At 75.8% G+C, this 16,717-nt stretch carries 14 protein-coding genes; all 14 read left to right on the top strand.

Features of this window, described 5'->3' with window-relative positions; all coding sequences use genetic code 11:
* On the top strand, positions 1-192 hold a 192-nt coding region (locus ET526_RS21370; protein ID WP_408869778.1), incomplete at its 5' end, for a hypothetical protein.
* Positions 189-2,258 carry a peptidoglycan D,D-transpeptidase FtsI family protein gene (locus ET526_RS19245; protein WP_135470329.1) on the top strand — a complete coding sequence of 690 codons (2,070 nt, stop codon included), beginning with the start codon at positions 189-191 and terminating at the stop codon, positions 2,256-2,258. The genes ET526_RS21370 and ET526_RS19245, both read left to right, overlap by 4 nt.
* Positions 2,245-3,720, top strand: coding sequence for a UDP-N-acetylmuramoyl-L-alanyl-D-glutamate--2,6-diaminopimelate ligase (locus ET526_RS19250; RefSeq protein WP_135470331.1), 1,476 nt, complete (start codon positions 2,245-2,247; stop codon positions 3,718-3,720). Before ET526_RS19245 ends, ET526_RS19250 begins: the two co-directional genes overlap by 14 nt.
* The gene (locus ET526_RS19255; protein WP_135470333.1) at positions 3,717-5,111 is read left to right on the top strand and encodes a UDP-N-acetylmuramoyl-tripeptide--D-alanyl-D-alanine ligase; all 1,395 of its coding nucleotides are present in this window, start codon (positions 3,717-3,719) and stop codon (positions 5,109-5,111) included. The genes ET526_RS19250 and ET526_RS19255 overlap by 4 nt, the downstream gene beginning before the upstream one ends.
* Positions 5,108-6,196: a phospho-N-acetylmuramoyl-pentapeptide-transferase gene (mraY, locus tag ET526_RS19260; protein ID WP_135470335.1), complete on the top strand. Its 1,089-nt coding sequence runs from the start codon at positions 5,108-5,110 to the stop codon at positions 6,194-6,196. The genes ET526_RS19255 and mraY overlap by 4 nt, the downstream gene beginning before the upstream one ends.
* Positions 6,193-7,581 (top strand): UDP-N-acetylmuramoyl-L-alanine--D-glutamate ligase, encoded by a 1,389-nt coding sequence (gene murD / locus ET526_RS19265; protein WP_135470337.1) that lies wholly within the window; start codon positions 6,193-6,195, stop codon positions 7,579-7,581. The genes mraY and murD overlap by 4 nt, the downstream gene beginning before the upstream one ends.
* On the top strand, positions 7,578-8,762 hold the full coding sequence (locus ET526_RS19270; RefSeq protein WP_135470339.1) for an FtsW/RodA/SpoVE family cell cycle protein: 1,185 nt from the start codon (positions 7,578-7,580) through the stop codon (positions 8,760-8,762). Before murD ends, ET526_RS19270 begins: the two co-directional genes overlap by 4 nt.
* Entirely contained in the window at positions 8,759-10,033 is a 1,275-nt protein-coding gene (gene murG / locus ET526_RS19275; RefSeq protein WP_135470341.1) for an undecaprenyldiphospho-muramoylpentapeptide beta-N-acetylglucosaminyltransferase, read from the top strand. Before ET526_RS19270 ends, murG begins: the two co-directional genes overlap by 4 nt.
* The gene (gene murC, locus ET526_RS19280; RefSeq protein WP_135470343.1) at positions 10,033-11,487 is read left to right on the top strand and encodes a UDP-N-acetylmuramate--L-alanine ligase; all 1,455 of its coding nucleotides are present in this window, start codon (positions 10,033-10,035) and stop codon (positions 11,485-11,487) included. The genes murG and murC overlap by 1 nt, the downstream gene beginning before the upstream one ends.
* The gene (gene murB, locus ET526_RS19285; protein ID WP_135470345.1) at positions 11,484-12,404 is read left to right on the top strand and encodes a UDP-N-acetylmuramate dehydrogenase; all 921 of its coding nucleotides are present in this window, start codon (positions 11,484-11,486) and stop codon (positions 12,402-12,404) included. The genes murC and murB overlap by 4 nt, the downstream gene beginning before the upstream one ends.
* Entirely contained in the window at positions 12,401-13,321 is a 921-nt protein-coding gene (locus ET526_RS19290) for a D-alanine--D-alanine ligase (RefSeq protein ID WP_135470348.1), read from the top strand. Before murB ends, ET526_RS19290 begins: the two co-directional genes overlap by 4 nt.
* Positions 13,311-14,219, top strand: a complete 909-nt coding sequence (locus tag ET526_RS19295) for a cell division protein FtsQ/DivIB (protein WP_135470351.1) — start codon at positions 13,311-13,313, stop codon at positions 14,217-14,219. The genes ET526_RS19290 and ET526_RS19295 overlap by 11 nt, the downstream gene beginning before the upstream one ends.
* Positions 14,216-15,508 carry a cell division protein FtsA gene (gene ftsA / locus ET526_RS19300; RefSeq protein WP_135470353.1) on the top strand — a complete coding sequence of 431 codons (1,293 nt, stop codon included), beginning with the start codon at positions 14,216-14,218 and terminating at the stop codon, positions 15,506-15,508. Before ET526_RS19295 ends, ftsA begins: the two co-directional genes overlap by 4 nt.
* Before the next feature lie 111 nt (positions 15,509-15,619).
* A partial coding sequence (ftsZ, locus tag ET526_RS19305; protein ID WP_135470355.1) for a cell division protein FtsZ occupies positions 15,620-16,717 on the top strand: 1,098 nt, incomplete at its 3' end.

Here is a 16,717-nt window from a genome sequence, read left to right on the forward strand (position 1 = left end):
CGCCCCGCCATCGCCGCCGCCCGCGCCGAGCCGGCCGCCCTTCCGGCGCGCGCCGCCGCCCCGCCGCCGGTGCGGGTGGCGGAGCCGGCGGTGGTGCCGGTCGGCTCCCTGCTCGGCGCCTCCCGCCCGATGCTCGCCCCGCCCGTACCCTTCAGCGCGGCCAACGCCGCGGGCCTCGGCGCCGCCCGATGACGCCCGGCGGCGCCCCGGAGGAGCTGCGCCCGCCCCCCGCGCCGGACGCGCCCCCGGCCGGGCGGACGGTGGTGCCCGCCGCGGGCGGCGCGCGCGGTCTGGTGCGCGTCGCCGCCCCCGAGCTCGCCCGCCGCGCCCAGATCGAGCGCACCCGCGGGCGGCTGGTGCTGGCCGCGGGCGGCTTCTCGGTGCTCTTCGCCGCCGTCGGGGTGAAGCTCACCCTCGCCACGCTGGTGGACCCCGCCCAGCCGCGGCTGCGCGCCGCCCCGACCGTGCCGGCCGGGGAGCCGCCGGTGGCGCGCGCCCCGATCACCGACCGCAACGGCGAGGTGCTCGCCGTCTCGCTGCGGGTGATGGAGCTCTACGCCAACCCGCAGGAGATCAGCGACCCCGTCGCCGCCGCCGACCGGCTGCTGACGGTGCTGCCCAACCTCGACCGCGAGCGGCTGATCGAGCGGCTGACGAAGCGCAACGTGCCCGGCACCGACCGGCCGGTCGAGTTCGCCTACATCGTCCGCAACCTGACGCCGCGGCAGATGCTCGCGGTGAACAATCTCGGCCAGCCCGGCTTCCACTTCCGCCCCGCCGAGCGGCGCTTCTTCCCGCAGGGCGCCTCGGCGGCGCACATCATCGGGCAGGTGGACGTGGACGGGAACGGCATCGCCGGGGTGGAGAAGGCGTTCGACGAGCGGCTGCGCACCGACCGCGCGCCGCTGCGCCTCTCCATAGACATCCGGGTGCAGGTGGCGCTGCGCGAGGCGGTGCAGGCGGCGATCGCGGACTTCAACGGCATCGGCGGCGCCGGGGTGATCATGGACGTGCACACCGCCGAGGTGCTGGCCATGGTCAGCCTGCCCGACTACGACCCCTCCGACCCGATGAGCCTGGTGCGCCGGCCGCAGCAGCCGGCGCGGCGCGGCGGCACCGACACCGACCCCACCTTCAACCGCGCCACCGTCGGCGTGTACGAGCCGGGCTCGACCTTCAAGCTGTTCACCACGGCGATGGCGCTGGACTACGGCACGGTGAACCTCTGGGGCGGCTACGACGCCTCGCGCCCGATCCGCTACGGCCGCTTCACCATCAGCGACTTCCGCGGCAAGAACCGCTGGCTGGCGGTGCCCGAGATCGTCGCCTACTCCTCCAACATCGCCTCCGCGCACATGGCGGTCGCGGTCGGGCCGCAGCGCCACCGCGAGTTCATGGCCCGCATGGGCATGCTGCAGCGCCTGCAGGTGGAGCTGCCCGAGACCGCGCGGCCCCTCGCCCCCTCCGCCCAGGGCTGGCGCGACATCAACACCATGACCATCGGCTTCGGCCACGGCATCTCGGTCACGCCGCTGCACGTGGTGAACGGCGTCGCGGCGCTGGCCAATGGCGGCATCCTGCGCCAGCCGACCCTGGTGGCGCAGCCGCCGGGGGCGGAGCGCGAGGGGGTGCGCGTGATCTCCGAGCGCACCTCGGAGACAATGCGCCGGCTGATGCGCCTCGTCGTCACCGAGGGCTCGGGCAGGAGCGCGGAGGTGCCGGGCTACTTCGTCGGCGGCAAGACCGGTACGGCGCAGAAGGTCGGCCCGCGCGGCGGCTACCTGCAGGACAAGCGCATCGCCGCCTTCGTCGGCGCCTTCCCGATGAACGCGCCGCGCTACGCCTTCTACATCATGGTGGACGAACCGAAGCCGAACGCGCGCAGCCACGGCTATGCCACCGCCGGCTGGGTGGCGGCGCCGGCCGCGGGCGCGGTGATCCGCCGCGTCGCGCCGATCCTCGGCCTGGTGCCGGAGACCGAGCGCGTGCCGCTGATCCAGCAGGTGCTCGCGATCCCGCTGCAGCCGCCGCGCCCGCCGCGCCAGCCCGCCGCGCCCCCCGCCGCCCAGCCGCGCGCCGCCTCGGCGCCCCCGCCCGCCCGCCCGCCGGCGGGCGCCGCGCGCGCCGAGCCGCCGCCGGGGCAGATGCCGCTGCCGCAGCGCGCCGTCGAGCCGCCGGCGCTGCGGCGCACCGAGGCGCCGGCCGGGCTGCGCCTCGCCACCGCGCCTGCGGAGGGGGCGGCGCATGCGCCTCGCTGACCTGCTCAGGGAAGGCGGGCTGGCCCCGCCGCCGGACCTGCCGCCGGAGGCGGCCATCGCCGGTCTGACCGCGGACAGCCGGGCCGTAAGGCCCGGTTTCCTGTTCGCGGCCCTGTGCGGCACCCGGAACGACGGCCGCGCCTACATCCCCGAGGCGGTGGCGCGCGGCGCGGTGGCGGTGCTCGCGCCCGAGGGCACCTCCTGGCCGGCCGGCGCCCCGCCGCGGCCGCTGATCGCCGCCGCCGACCCGCGGCGGGCGCTGGCGCTGATGGCCGCCGCCCTGGCTGGCGCGCAGCCCGAGACGCTCGTCGCCGTCACCGGTACCAACGGCAAGACCAGCACGGTGGACTTCCTCCGCCAGCTCTGGACGCTGGCCGGCCACCGCGCCGCCTCCCTCGGCACGCTCGGCCTGGTGGCGGAGGGGTTCGCCCCCGGCGCCTCGCTGACCACCCCCGACCCGGTGACGCTGCACGCGACGCTCGCCGACCTCGCGCGGGCGGGGGTGCGGTGCGCGGCGATGGAGGCCTCCTCGCACGGGATCGAGCAGCGGCGGCTCGACGGGGCGCGGCTCGCCGCGGCGGGCTTCACCAACCTGACGCGCGACCACCTCGACTACCACGGCTCCATGGCCGCCTACCGCGCGGCCAAGCTGCGCCTGTTCGAGGCGCTGCTCCCGCCCGGCGCGCCGGCGGTGGCGAACGCCGAGATGGAGGCGGAGACGCTGGCGGCGCTGTCCGCCATCGCCGCCCGGCGGGGCCTCCGGCTGATGACGGTGGGCGAGGCGGGCGGGGAGGTGCGCCTGATCCGCCAGCAGCCGCTGCCGGACGGCCAGGCGCTGGAGGTGGCGGCCTTCGGCCTGCGCACGGAGCTGCGCCTGGCCCTGCCCGGCCGCTTCCAGGCCGACAATGCGCTGCTCGCGCTCGCGCTCGCGGTGGCGACGGGGATGGACGCCGCCCGCGCCCTCGCCGCCCTGCCGCGGCTTGCCGGCGTGCGCGGGCGGATGGAGCTGGCGGCGCGGCTGCCGAACGGCGCCGCCGTGTATGTGGACTACGCCCACACGCCGGACGCGCTGGAGCGCCTTCTCGCCGCGCTGCGCCCGCATGTCGCGCCGGGGGCGCGGCTGCACGTGCTGTTCGGCGCCGGCGGCGACCGGGATCCGGGCAAGCGGCCGCTGATGGGCGCCGCCTGCGCGCGGCTCGCCGACCGCTGCTGGGTCACCGACGACAATCCGCGCAGCGAGGATCCGGCGGCGATCCGCGCCGCGGTGCTGGCCGGCTGCCCGGGCGGGGTGGATGCGGGGGAGCGCCGCGCCGCCATCGCCGCCGCCATGGCCGATCTCGGGCCCGGGGACGTGCTGGCGGTGGCCGGCAAGGGGCATGAGAGCGGGCAGACCATCGGGGCCGTGACGCTGCCCTTCGACGACGCCGCGGTGGTGCGCGCGCTGGCGGGAGGCGGCGCATGACCGCCCCGCTCTGGACCGCCGCCGAGCTGCGCGCGGCGACCGGCGGCGCGCTCGCCGCCGAGGTCGCCGTCTCCGGCGTCGCCATCGACAGCCGCGGCATCGCGCCGGGCGCGCTGTTCGTGGCGCTGCGCGACGCGCGGGACGGGCATGATTTCGTCGCCGACGCGCTGGCCCGCGGCGCCGCCGCCGCCATGGTGGACCGCGACCCGCCGGGCGTCGCGCCGGGGGCGGCGCTGCTGCGCGTCGGCGACACCATGGAGGGGCTGCGGGCGCTCGGCGCGGCGGGGCGGGCGCGCTTCGCGGGGCGGGCGGTGGCGGTCACCGGCAGCGTCGGCAAGACCGGCACCAAGGAGATGCTGCGCCTGCTGCTCGGCGCCCTCGGCCCGACCCATGCCGCGGTCGCCTCCTACAACAACCACTGGGGCGTGCCGCTGACCCTGGCGCGGCTGCCGCGCGGCGCCGAGTTCGCGGTGATCGAGATCGGCATGAACAACCCGGGGGAGATCGCGCCCCTCGCCCGCCTCGCCCGCCCGCATGTCGTCGCCGTCACCGCGATCGGGGAGGCGCATGTCGGCCATCTCGGCAGCCTCGAGGCCATCGCCGAGGAGAAGGGCAGCATTGCCGCGGGGCTGGAGCCCGGCGGGGTGGCGGTGCTCGACCGCGACAGCCCCTTCTTCCCCCGGCTGGCCGCGATGGCGCGCGAGGCGGGGGCGGCGCGGGTGATCGGCTTCGGCAGCGGCGCGGCGGCCGAGTCGCGGCTGGTCGAGGCGGCGGCGGGGCCGGAGGGGGTTCGCGCGCGGCTTTCCGTGCTCGGCGCCGAGGTGGCGCTGGCGATGCCCGCGGTCGGGTTGCACCACGCGCGCAACGCCGCCTGCGCCCTCGCCGTGGTGGCGGCGCTCGGCGGGGATCCGGCGCGCGCGGCGCCAGCGCTCGCCGCCTACGCGCCGGGGGCGGGGCGGGGCGGGGCACGGCCGGTCGCGGTGCCCGGCGGCACCGCGCTGCTGATCGACGAGAGCTACAACGCCGCCCCGCCGGCGATGCGCGCCGCCCTGGCGGCGCTGGCGCTGCGCCCGGCGGCGCGGCGCATCGCCGTGCTGGGCGAGATGCGCGAGCTCGGCGCGCAGTCCGCGGCGCTGCACGCCGCCCTCGCCCCCGATGCGGCGGCGGCGGCCGACCTGGTGTTCTGTTGCGGCGACGGCATGGCGCACCTCTTCGAGGCGCTGCCGCCCGCGAAGCGCGGCGGGCACGCGCCCGATTCGGCCGCGCTCGTTCCGCTGCTGCGCGCCGCGCTGCGCCCGGGCGACGCGATTCTGGTCAAGGGCGCTCTGGGCTCGCGCATGGCCGTGGTGGTAGAGGCGCTGTCCCTTCAGCCCGCAGGGGACGCATCGTGATCTTCAACCTCTTCGCTCCCTACGCGGAGGAATTCGCGCTCTTCAACCTGGTGCGCTACACCACCTTCCGCTCGGGCGCGGCCTGCCTGACCGCGCTGGTCTTCTCCCTCGTCCTCGGCCCGACGATGATCCGCTGGCTGCGCTCCTTCCAGCGCGGCGGGCAGCCGATCCGCAGCGACGGGCCGGAGCGCCACCTGATCGAGAAGAAGGGCACGCCGACCATGGGCGGCGTGCTGATCCTGATGGCGGTGGTGCTCGGCACGCTGCTCTGGGCCGACCTGCGCAACGGCCTGGTCTGGGCGGTGCTGCTGGTCACGGTGGGCTACGGGCTGCTCGGCTTCGCCGACGACTGGCTGAAGGTGACCAAGCGCAACACGAAGGGCGTGCCGGGGCGGGTGAAGCTCGCGGTACAGGCGGCGGTGGGGCTCGTCGCGGCGATCTGGATCTGCTCCCTGCTGCCCGGGCCGCTCTCGGACAAGCTGGCGGTGCCGGTGTTCAAGGACGTGCTGATCCCCTTCGGCCTGCTGTTCCCGCTGGTGGGCATGCTGGTGATGATGGGCGCGTCGAACGCCGTGAACCTCACGGACGGGCTCGACGGCCTGGCGATCGTTCCGGCGATGATCGCCGCCGGCGTCTTCGCCCTGATCGCCTACCTGGTCGGCAACCGGGTGATGGCGGACTACCTGCAGCTCCACCCCGTGGCCGGGGCGAACGAGCTGGCGGTGTTCTGCTCGGCGCTGATCGGGGCGGGGCTCGGCTTCCTGTGGTTCAACGCGCCCCCGGCGGCGGTGTTCATGGGGGATACCGGCTCGCTCTCCCTCGGCGGGGCGCTCGGCGCGGTGGCGGTGGCGACCAAGCACGAGATCGTGCTGGCGATCGTCGGCGGCCTGTTCGTGGTCGAGACGGTCAGCGTCATCATCCAGGTCTTCTGGTTCAAGCGTACCGGCCGGCGCGTCTTCCTGATGGCGCCGCTGCACCACCATTTCGAGAAGAAGGGCTGGGCGGAACCGACCATCGTCATACGCTTCTGGATCATCGCCATGGTGCTGGCGCTGATCGGGCTGTCGACGCTGAAGATCCGATGAGCGCGCCCCGCACCGCCCCGGAATTCCGTCCCTTCGCCGGCCACCGCGTCGCCGTGGTCGGGCTCGGCCGTGCCGGGCTGCCGGCGGCGCTGCGCCTGCGCGACTGGGGCGCGGAGGTCGCCTGCTGGGACGATGCGGAGGCGGCGCGGGAGGAGGCGGCGCGGGCCGGGCTCGCGGTGGCCGACCCGGCGGCGGGGCGGTTCCGCCACGACGCGCTGCTGCTCTCCCCCGGCATCCCGCACCTGCTGCCGCGCCCGCACCCCGCAGCGGCGGCGGCACGGGCGGCGGGAGCGCCGATCCTCTCCGACGTCGAGTACCTGTTCCGCGCCGTGCGGGCGGCGGGCTCGACCGCGCGTTTCCTCGGCATCACCGGCACCAACGGCAAGTCCACCACCACGGCGTTGATCCATCACCTGCTGCGCCGGGCCGGGCTGGAGGCGGAGGCGGGCGGCAATCTCGGACCTGCGGCGCTCTCCCTCAACATCTTGGGGTCGTCTGGTGTGTACGCCCTCGAAATGTCGTCCTATACACTTGAACGAGTTGCGTCGGTGAGATTCAACCTAGGGGCGATGCTGAACCTCTCCCCCGACCATCTCGACCGGCATGGCGACATGGAAGGCTATGCCGCCGCCAAGGCGCGGATCTTCGCCCGGCAGCGGCCGGAAGACCTTGCCGTGCTCGGCATGGACGATGCCTGGAGCCGCGGCCTGCGCGCGGGCCTCGTCGCGCGCTGCGTGCCCGTCTCCGGCACCGCGCCGCAGCCGGGCGGGATCTGGGCCGAGGGGCCGCTGCTGCGCGACGAATCCGGCCCCCTGCTCGACCTGCGCGAGGCCCCTGCCCTGCCCGGCGCCCACAACGCGCAGAACGCCGCCGCCGCCGCCGCCTGCGCGCTCGGCCTCGGCCTCTCCCGCGCCGCGCTGGCCGAGGGGCTCCGCAGCTATCCCGGCCTGCCGCACCGGCAGGAGGCGGTGGCCGAGGTCGCGGGGGTGCGCTTCGTCAACGACAGCAAGGCCACCAACGCCGACAGCGCCGCCCGCGCCCTGGCGAGCTACGCGCGCGTGGTCTGGATCGCCGGCGGGCGGGCCAAGGCGGGCGGCATCGGCAGCCTGGCGCCGCTCTTCCCGCGCATCGCCCGCGCCGTGCTGATCGGCGAGGCGGCGGAGGAGTTCGCCCGCACCCTCGCCGCGCACGGCGTGCCGCACGAGATCGCCGGGACGCTGGAGGCGGCGGTGCCGGCCGCCGCGGCGGCGGCCTTCGCCGGGGCCGCGCCCGTGGTGCTGCTCTCGCCCGCCTGCGCGAGCTTCGACCAGTTCAGCGGCTTCGAGGCCCGCGGCGAGCGCTTCCGCGCCCTGGTGCGGGCGCTGCAGGTGGGGAGGGCCGCCTGATGGCCGTGAGTCGCGCCGATACCTCCGTCCTCGGCCGCTGGTGGTGGACGGTGGACCGCTGGACGCTGGCGGCGCTGCTGGTGCTGATCGGCTTCGGCTACGTGATGATGCTGGCGGCGAGCCCGGCGGTGGCCGAGCGCGTCATCGGCTCGGCGGCGCGCGGGCTGCTCTTCGTCAAGCAGGTGGTGTTCCTCGGCCTCGCCGCGGCGCTGATGGTCGCCGTGTCGCTGCTCTCGCCGCGCGACGTGCGCCGCCTCGCCGTGCTCGGCTGCCTCGGCGCGCTGGCGCTGACCGCGGCGACGCTGGCGATCGGCTTCGAGACCAAGGGGGCGCGCCGCTGGCTCGCCCTGCCGCTGCTCGGCACCATGCAGCCCTCGGAGTTCCTGAAGCCCTGCTTCGCCGTGGTCACGGCCTGGATGCTGGCCGAGGGAAAGGCGTCGCAGGCGCTGGCCCTCGGCGGCGGGCGGCAGGGGCTTCTCGCCCATCCCGGGCGCTTCCTCTGGCCGACGGCGGCGCTGCTGCTGCTCGGCGTGATCGCCCTGATCCTGAAGGCGCAGCCGGATTTCGGCATGCTGATGGTGGTGGTGGCCGTCTGCCTCGCGCAGTTCTTCGTCGCGGGGCTGAACATCGTCGCGGTCGGCATCGTCGGCGCGGCGGGGGCGGCGCTCGCGGTCGCCGCCTACCACGTGCTGCCGCACGTGCGCAGCCGCGTGGACCGCTTCCTCGACCCGGCGGCGGGCGACACCTACCAGATCACCCGCTCGCTGGAAGCCTTCGGCCATGGCGGGCTGTTCGGCCGCGGGCCGGGAGAGGGGCGCGTCAAGAACGTGCTGCCGGACGCGCACGCGGACTTCGTCTTCGCCGTGGCGGGGGAGGAGTTCGGCTTCATCGTCTGCGCCGTGATCCTGGCGCTGTTCGCCTTCATCGTGGTGCGGGGCCTGATCCGGCTGCTGGCGGAGACCGACCTGTTCGTCGTGCTGGCCGCGACCGGGCTGCTCGCGCAGTTCGGGCTGCAGGCCTTCGTCAACATGGCCTCCTCGCTGCACCTGATCCCGACCAAGGGCATGACCCTGCCCTTCGTCTCCTATGGCGGCTCCTCGGTGCTGGCGATCGCGCTCGGCATGGGGATGCTGCTGGCGCTGACCCGCCGCCGCCCGAACCGCGCGGAGCTCGGCGCATGAGGGCGCCGCGGGTGGAGCCGATCGTCATCGCCGCGGGCGGCACCGGCGGGCACCTCTTCCCCGCCGAGGCGCTGGCCGCGGCGCTGCTCGCGCGCGGGGAGCGCGTGGCGCTGATGACGGATGCGCGCTCCGCCGCCTTCGACAGCCCCGCCTTCGCCAATGCCGAGCGCTTCGTGCTGCGGGGCGCCGGCCTCGCCGGGCGCGGCGCGGCGCAGGCGCTGCGGGGCGCGGCGGCGCTCGCCGCGGGCACGCTGCAGGCGCGGCGGCTGCTGCGCGCGCTTTCCGCCGCCGCGGTGGTGGGCTTCGGCGGCTACCCGAGCGTGCCGCCGCTGCTCGCGGCGCGGCTGCTGCCGGGACGGCGCCCGGTGACGGTGCTGCACGAGCAGAACGCCGTGCTCGGCCGCGCCAACCGCTGGCTCGCCCCGCGCGCCGACCTGCTCGCCCTCTCCCATGCCGCCACGGCCAGGCTGCCGGCGGGCTGCCGGGCGGAGGTGGTGGGCAACCCGGTGCGCCCCGCCCTCGCCGCGCTCGCCGGCCAGGGCTACGCCGCGCCCCAGCCGGAGGGCGCGCTGCGCCTCCTCGTGCTCGGCGGCTCGCTCGGCGCGCGCGTCTTCGCCGACGTGGTGCCGGGCGCCGTCGCCGCGCTGCCGCCCGGGCTGCGCGAGAGGCTGGTGGTGGCGCAGCAGTGCCGCCCGGAGGATCTCGGCCGGGTGCGCGCCGCCTATGCGGCGGGAGGGGTGCCGGCGGAGCTCTCGCCCTTCTTCCCCGACGTCGCCGGCCGCCTCGCCACGGCGCATCTCGTCATCGCGCGCGCCGGCGCCTCCACCGTGGCCGAACTCGCCTGCGCCGGCCGCCCCGCGGTGCTGGTGCCGCTGCCGGGCGCGATCGACGACCACCAGCGCGCCAACGCCCGCGCGCTGGAGGAGGCGGGCGCCGCCTGGCTGGTGGCGCAGCCGCACTTCACCGCGGCGAGCCTCGCCCTGCTGCTCGGCGCGCTGCTCGCCGACCCCGCGCGCCTCGAACGCGCGGCGGCGGCGGCGGCGCGCCTCGCCCAGCCGCAGGCGGCGCAGCGCCTGGCCGAGCTCGTGCTCGCGCTGGTGCGCGACCGCGCCGCGGGCCTCCCCGCCGAACCGCGCCCCTCCGGTGCCTCTGTCGAACCGCGCGCCTCCGGCGCCTCTGTCGAACCGCGCGCCTCCGGCGCCTCTATCGAACAGCGCGCCTCCGGCGCCTCTATCGAACAGCGCGCCTCCGGCGCGACGGAACCCCGCTGATGCGTGCCCTCCCCCTCTCGATCGGTCCCATCCACTTCGTCGGCATCGGCGGCATCGGCATGTCCGGCATCGCCGAGGTGCTGCACAACCTCGGCTACCAGGTGCAGGGCAGCGACATCGCCGAGGGCTACAACGTCGCCCGGCTGCGCGAGGCCGGAATCCCGGTGGCGATCGGCCATGCCGCGGAGAATCTGGGCAACGCGCAGGTGGTCGTGGTCTCGACGGCGGTGCGGCGCGACAATCCGGAGGTGCAGGCGGCGCGCGCCCACCTCATTCCCGTGGTGCGGCGGGCGGAGATGCTGGCCGAGCTGATGCGCCTGAAATGGTCCATCGCGGTCGGCGGCACCCACGGCAAGACCACCACCACCAGCCTGGTCGCGGCGGTGCTGGAGGCGGCGCGCCTCGACCCCACCGTGATCAACGGCGGCATCGTCAACGCCTACGGCACCAACACCCGCCTCGGCGCGGGCGACTGGATGGTGGTGGAGGCGGACGAGAGCGACGGCTCCTTCCTGCGCCTGCCCTCCGTGGTGGCGGTGGTGACCAACATGGACGCCGAGCACCTCGACCACTGGGGCACCGCCGAGGCAATGCGCGAGGGCTACGCCCAGTTCGTCGGCAACATCCCCTTCTACGGCTTCGCCGTGCTCTGCCTCGACCACCCCGAGGTGCAGGCGATGATCCCGCGCCTCGACCGCCGCATCGTCACCTACGGCTTCTCGCCCCAGGCCGACGTGCGGGCGGAGCGCGTGATCACCGACCGCATGGGCGCCACCTTCGAGGTGGTGGTGCAGGACCGCGCGAGCGGGCGCAGCCGCACCCTCAAGCCGTTCCGCCTGCCCATGCTGGGAAGCCACAACGTGCAGAACGCGCTGGCCGCCATCGCCATCGGCGTCGAGATGGACATAGACGAGCAGTCCATCCGCAGCGCGCTCGCCGGCTTCAAGGGGGTGAAGCGGCGCTTCACCCGCGTCGGCGAGGCCGGCGGCATCACGGTGATCGACGACTACGGCCACCACCCGGTGGAGATCGCGGCGGTGCTGAAGGCGGCGCGGCAGGCCGGAGCGCGGGACGTGATCGCGGTGGTGCAGCCGCACCGCTACTCCCGCCTCGCCACGCTGTTCGAGGAGTTCTGCACCTGCATGAACGACGCGGGCACCGTCATCATCGCGGATGTCTACGCGGCGGGCGAGCCGCCGATCGAGGGCCTCGACAAGGACGCGCTGGTGGAAGGGCTGCGCGCCCGTGGCCATCGCAGCGTGGTGCCGCTGCCCGGCCCGGAGTCGCTGGCGGAGATGATCCACGCCATCGCCCGCCCCGGCGACTACGTGGTCTGCCTCGGCGCCGGCAACATCACGGCCTGGGCGCACGCGCTGCCCGAGCAGCTCGCCGCGCTGCAGGCGCGCAGCCCGGTCTCGCGCGTGGCGCCGCTGCGCCGCGGCGGTGCGGCATGAGCGCGCGCATGGCGGGCGGCGCCATCCCCGCGCTGCGCGGGCGCGTGCAGGCCGGCGTGGTCCTCGCGCCCTTCACCTGGTTCCGCGTCGGCGGGCCGGCGGAGTGGCTGGTGCGCCCCGCCGACGCCGAGGACGTGGTGGCGCTGCTGCGCCATCGCCCGGCGGGAATGCCGGTGACGGTGATCGGCGCCGCCTCCAACCTCATCATCCGCGACGGCGGCCTGCCGGGCGCGGTGCTGCGCCTGGGCGGGGCCTTCGGGGGCATCGCGGTCGAGGCCGAGGGCATCGTCGCCGGCGCCGCGGCCCTCGGCGCCACGGTCGCCGAGCACGCGGCGGCGGCGGGGCTCGCAGGGCTGGAGTTCCTCTGCGGCATTCCGGGCAGCGTGGGCGGCGCCGTGGTCATGAACGCCGGCGCCTACGGCACCGAGGTGAAGGACGTGCTCGACTGGGCGGAGGTGGCGACGCCGCGCGGCATCGAGCGCCTTCCGGCCGCGGCCTTCCGCTTCGCCTACCGCCAGGCCAGCGTGCCGCCCGAGATGGTGGTGGTGCGCGCCCGCTTCCGCGCCGCGCCGGGCGAGCGCGCCGCCATCCTCGCCCGCATGCGCGCGATCCGCGCCGCGCGCGAGGCGGCGCAGCCGGTGCGCGCGCGCACCGGCGGCTCCACCTTCAAGAACCCGCCCGGGCGCAAGGCCTGGGAGCTGATAGACGCCGCCGGCTGCCGCGGCATGCGCTGCGGCGGCGCCGAGGTCAGCGAGAAGCACTGCAACTTCCTCATCAACACCGGCGGCGCCACCGCCGCCGACCTGGAATCGCTCGGCGAGGCGGTGCGCGCGCGCGTGCTGGCCACGAGCGGCATCGCGCTGGAATGGGAGATCCGGCGGCTCGGCCTGCCGGCAGGGGGAATGACGGGGCAATGACGCGGGTGGCGGTGCTCTACGGCGGGATCTCCGCCGAGCGGGAGGTGAGCCTCGCCTCGGGCGCGCAGTGCGTCGCCGCGCTGCGCGAGGCGGGCTTCGAGGTGCTGCCGATGGAGGCGGGCCCCGACCTCGCGGCGCTGGTGACCGCGCTCGACCGGGCGCGGCCGGACGTGGTGTTCAACGCGCTGCATGGCCGCTACGGCGAGGATGGCTGCATCCAGGGCGTGCTGGACTGGATGGGCATCCCCTACACCCATTCGGGCGTGCGCGCCTCCTCCCTCGCCATGGACAAGCAGGCGGCGAAGGCGGTGTTCGCCGCCGCCGGCCTGCCGGTGGAGGAGGGGCGCGTCGTCACGCCGGAGGAGCTGGAGGCGAGGGACCCGCTGCCGCGGCCCTATGTGGTGAAGCCGGTGAACGAGGGCTCCTCGGTCGGCGTCGAGATCATCCGCGCGGGCGACAACCGGCGCCAGGCGATCGCGCGCGACTGGCGCTACGGGCGGCGCATCATGGCCGAGCGCTTCGTCCCCGGGCGCGAGCTGACGGTGGCGGTGATGGGCGACCGGCCGCTGGCGGTGACGGAGATCACCACCGACCACGGCTTCTACGACTACGAGGCGAAGTACGCCGAAGGCGGCAGCCGCCACGCCATTCCCGCCCCGGTCCACCCCCGGGCGGCGGAGCGGGCGATGGAGGTGGCGTTGGCGGCGCACCGCGCGCTCGGCTGCCGCGGCGTCTCGCGCGCCGATTTCCGCTACGACGACACCGCCGGGGAGCCCGGGCGGGTGGTGCTGCTCGAGGTCAACACCCAGCCCGGCATGACGCGCACCTCCCTGGTGCCGGAGCAGGCGGCGCATTGCGGCATCTCCTTCCCCGCCCTCTGCGCCTGGATGGTGCGGGAGGCGCGCCATGGCGCGTGAGCCGCTCCGCCTCCCGCGCGAGGCCGCGCCCCGCCGCGGCCGCGCCGCCGCGCCGAGCGCGCCGGGGCGCCCCTCGCGCCTCAGGCTGTGGCTGCGCCGGCGGCGGGCGCTGCTGCGCCCGGCGGCGCTCGGCCTGCTCGGCGCCGGCGCGCTCGGCGCGGCGGGGCTCGCGGTGCTCGCCGCCGATCCCGCGGGGCGCCTCGCCGCGCTCTGGGACGGGGCGGCGGAGATCGCGGCCGGCGCCGGCCTGACCGTGCAGGAGGTGACGCTGGAGGGGCACCGCAACGCGCCGCTCGACCTGGTGCGGGAGGCGATCGGGGTGCGCCGCGGCGACCCGCTGCTCGGCTTCGATCCGCACGTCGCCAAGGAGCGCCTGGAGCTGATCGCCTGGGTGGAGCGCGCCCATGTGGAGCGCCACCTCTCCGGCACCATCCGCGTGCGCATCGAGGAGCGCCGCCCCTTCGCCATCTGGCAGCGCGACGGCCGCTTCGCGGTGATAGACCGCGAGGGCAACGTCGTCACCACCGAGGACATCGGCCAGTTCGGCCGCCTGCCGCTGGTGGTCGGCGCGGGCGCGGAGCGCATCGCCGCGCCGATGGTCGATCTGCTGCAGGCCATGCCCGAGCTGGCGGACCGCACCCACGCCCTGGTGCGCGTCGCCGAGCGGCGCTGGAACCTCAGGCTGCGCAACGGCACCGACGTGCTGCTGCCGGAAGGCCAGGAGGCGGCGGCGCTCGCCCGCCTGGTCGAGCTGCACGCGGCGCAGCGCCTGCTCGACCGCCCGCTGGCGGCGATCGACCTCCGCCTGCCGGACAGGCTGGTGCTGCGCCTGCCGCCCGGCCAGGCGCCGCAGGAGCCGCCGCCGGCGGCGCAGCGGGCGAGGAGCGGCCGCGGATGAACCAGATCAGCCGCCTGCCCCCGCCCGTGCCGCCCGCCCGCGCCCGCCGCCGCGCCGCGCGCCAGGGCAGCTTCGGCGTGCTCGACATCGGCACCACCAAGACCGTCTGCCTGATCGCGCGCATCGAGGGCGCGGAGGCGGAGCCGCGGGTGCTCGGCTTCGGCTGGCAGCGCTCGCGCGGCGTCAAGGCCGGCAGCATCATCGACCTCGCCGAGGCGGAGCAGGCGATCCGCGCCGCCGTCGGCCAGGCGGAGGAGATGGCGGACCTCCAGCTCTCCTCCTGCATCGTCAATCTCTCCTGCGGGCAGCCGGAGAGCCGCCAGCAGCACATCCAGTGGCCGATCGGCGGCCGCGCGGTGACCGAGGCCGACCTGCGCGCCATCCTGCACGAGGGCCGCCGGCGCAGCGCCGAGGACGGGCGGGAGACGGTGCACGCCTTCCCGCTCGGCTTCACCATGGACGCGACGCCGGGTGCCGACGACCCGCGCGGCATGATCTGCGAGACGCTGACCGCGCGGCTGCACCTGGTGGACGCGGCGCAGGCGAGCCTCCGCAGCCTCGGCGCCTGCCTCGCGCGCTGCGACCTGGAGGTGGAGGAGGTGGTCTCCGCCCCCTTCGCCGCCGGCCTCGCCACGCTGGTCGAGGACGAGAAGCAGCTCGGCGTCACCGTCATCGACATGGGCGGCGGCACCACCTCGCTCGCGGTGTTCCATGACGGCCACCTGCTGCACACGGCGCAGATCCCGGTGGGCGGATGGAACGTGACCAACGACCTCGCCCGCGGCCTCTCCACCCCGATCGCCCATGCCGAGCGGCTGAAGACGCTGCACGGCGGCGCGCTGTCCGCGCCGGACGACGACAAGGAGTGGCTCGCCGTGCCGATGGTGGGCGAGGAGGAGGACCACATCGCGCGCATCCCGCGGGCGATGGTGATCAACATCATCCGCCCCCGGCTCGAGGAGACCTTCGAGCTGGTGCGCGACCGGCTGGAGGCGGCGGGGCTCGGCGGGGAGACCGGGCGGCGCGTGGTGCTGACAGGCGGCGCGAGCCAGCTCGTCGGCGCGCGCGAGCTCGCGGCGCGGGTGCTGGAGCGGCAGGTGCGGCTCGGCCGGCCGCACCCGGTGCGCGGCCTGCCCGAGACCGCCTCCGGCCCCGGCTTCGCCGCGCCGATCGGCCTGCTCGCCTGGGCCGCGGGCGAGGGCAGGCCGCTGCTCGACCTGCTGCCGGGGCGGGACCGCGCGCCGGGCCTGTTCCGGCGCCTGGTGAACTGGCTGCGCGACCGTGTGTGAGCGCCGCGCCATGCCAAAAACCTGTGGATGCAATACACGCACCGTGATTCAACTCCGAGACGCGACTCGGAGCGCATTCCCCCTTTGCGAGTTGAGGAGGCACGCCCGCCCATGACCCTGAACCTCACGCTCCCCGTGTCGCAGCACACGGATTTCAGCCCCCGCATCACCGTCATCGGGGTGGGCGGCGGCGGCACCAACGCGGTCAACAACATGATCGCCATGGGCCTCGACGGCGTGGAGTTCGTGGTGGCGAACACCGACGCGCAGTCGCTCGTGCACAGCAAGGCGGAGCGGCGCGTGCAGCTCGGCCCGCACCTGACGCAGGGCCTCGGCGCCGGCGCCAAGCCCGAGATCGGCCGCGCCGCCGCCGAGGAGGCGACGGAGGAGCTGGCCCGCCACCTCGATGGCGCGCACATGGTGTTCATCACCGCCGGCATGGGCGGCGGCACCGGCACCGGCGCCGCGCCGGTGATCGCGCGCATGGCGCGCGAGCGGGGCGTGCTGACGGTGGGCGTGGTGACCCGCCCCTTCGACTTCGAGGGGCCGAAGCGCCGCCGCGCCGCCGAGCAGGGGATCGAGGAGCTGCAGCAGTTCGTCGACACGCTCATCATCATCCCGAACCAGAACCTGTTCAGGCTGGCCAATGAGCGCACCACCTTCATGGAAGCGTTCAAGATGGCCGACAACGTCCTCTACATGGGCGTGCGCGGCGTGACCGACCTGATGGTGAACCCGGGGGTGGTGAACCTCGACTTCGCCGACATCCGCACCGTGATGGCGGAGATGGGCAAGGCGATGATGGGCACCGGCGAGGCCGAGGGCGACGACCGCGCGGTGAAGGCCGCCGAGGCGGCGATCAGCAACCCGCTGCTCGAGGACACCTCGATGCGCGGCGCCAAGGGGGTGCTGATCAACATCACCGGCGGCTACGACATGACGCTGTTCGAGGTGGACGAGGCGGCGAACCGCATCCGCAAGGAGGTGGACGAGGACGCCAACATCATCTTCGGCTCCTCCCTCGACGAGACGATGAACGGCCGGCTGCGCGTCTCGGTCGTTGCCACCGGCATCGATGCCGTGCCGGCCCAGGCGGCGCCGGGCAAGCCGGAGGGGCTGACCGTGGTGCCGGGCGGGCGCGTCTCCGCCCGCCCGGCCGCCGCCGCCGCGCCGGCGGGGGTGGCGCCCGCGGCCGCGCCGGCCCTCGCG

The sequence above is a fragment of the Crenalkalicoccus roseus genome, from assembly GCF_004761865.1.
Taxonomy (GTDB): Bacteria; Pseudomonadota; Alphaproteobacteria; order Acetobacterales; family Acetobacteraceae; genus Crenalkalicoccus; species Crenalkalicoccus roseus.